At 41.8% G+C, this 1,081-nt stretch carries 1 protein-coding gene; it reads right to left on the bottom strand.

What is annotated here, in order from left to right:
- Positions 1 to 61: 61 nt before the first annotated feature.
- Positions 62 to 970, bottom strand: a complete 909-nt coding sequence (locus G5T77_RS17005; protein ID WP_166139651.1) for a lysine exporter LysO family protein — start codon at positions 968 to 970, stop codon at positions 62 to 64.
- Positions 971 to 1,081 lie beyond the last annotated feature (111 nt).

Here is a 1,081-nt window from a genome sequence, read left to right as displayed (position 1 = left end):
AAAATTGTGGGACAGCAATGGACTTCTCCTCTCTTTAAAAAAGGGAGGTCGGGAGGGATTTTTAAATTACCGCCAACACACTTACCGCTACTGGCGCCAATACAGATAAAATAAAACCGCTCACCATGGCATGTGGAATAAAATCATTGCCACAGGCCTGTTTGACCATGGGTAAAGTCACATCCATCGCAGTCGCACCTGCAGCAGAAATTGCTGATCTTGGGTAACGCCAGCCGGCACAATACATCAGTAAAATCGCAAAAATTTCCCGAAACAGGTCATTCATCAGGGCAATACTACCCAGTTCTGCATTTCTCAGTTCTGTGACGACAACACCCGACATGGAATAAAAACCATAACCTTGCGACAGCATAATCAGGTCTTTTAAATGAATATCTGGATTCCAGAAAGAATAGGCAATTGCTGCCACGCATGAACCAGCAATACAACCTGCCGGAACCAGCAGGATTTTCCAGTTCAACCATGAGCGATCAAGTGGTGAGTAGGCGAGATCCAGTCCAATTAGAAACATAAAGACCAGTAATAAATGCCAAGTGCTGATCTGAACAGAAAGCCCTATTTGAGTGAAACTATAATGCAGCAAGTATCCAGCGGCTAAGGCAAAGAACGCATAACTGATATTGACCAGTGATTTAATCACTAGCTCAGTGGATACCCGTCCAGAAGAAGGCTGGAAATCTGCCCATTTAAAGAGCAGATAACAACAGCCAAATGCCCCAATAGAGGTGAGAAAAGCAATTGTAATAGAGGTATTTAGAATCTGAGCAGGATGAGGTAATTCCGCTAAAAGTTCAGAAAACTCAAAAGCGATGGCAATCAGCAAAATATAACTAAAATACGGAAGAACCTTAAAGCAGATTTTTGTGAGGGGAGCAGGAAGCCGTTTCGCAAAAACAAAACCAAGCACTAAACAGACCAGAAGCTGGGATACTAACCAAAGCGATTGCATAATAAAAAAGTATGATAAATCAGTCTTTATTATGCCATCGCTAGCACTATGAATGTGAAGGGCTTTTAACTGGCTTTATTTAAAAAATAGTAGGGTGTGTTGACACTTTTA

Source organism: Acinetobacter sp. GFQ9D191M, from assembly GCF_011174875.1.
GTDB lineage: Bacteria > Pseudomonadota > Gammaproteobacteria > Pseudomonadales > Moraxellaceae > Acinetobacter.
The sequence above is the reverse complement of the archived record's forward strand: the minus strand, read 5'-3'. Positions and strand labels throughout refer to the sequence as shown.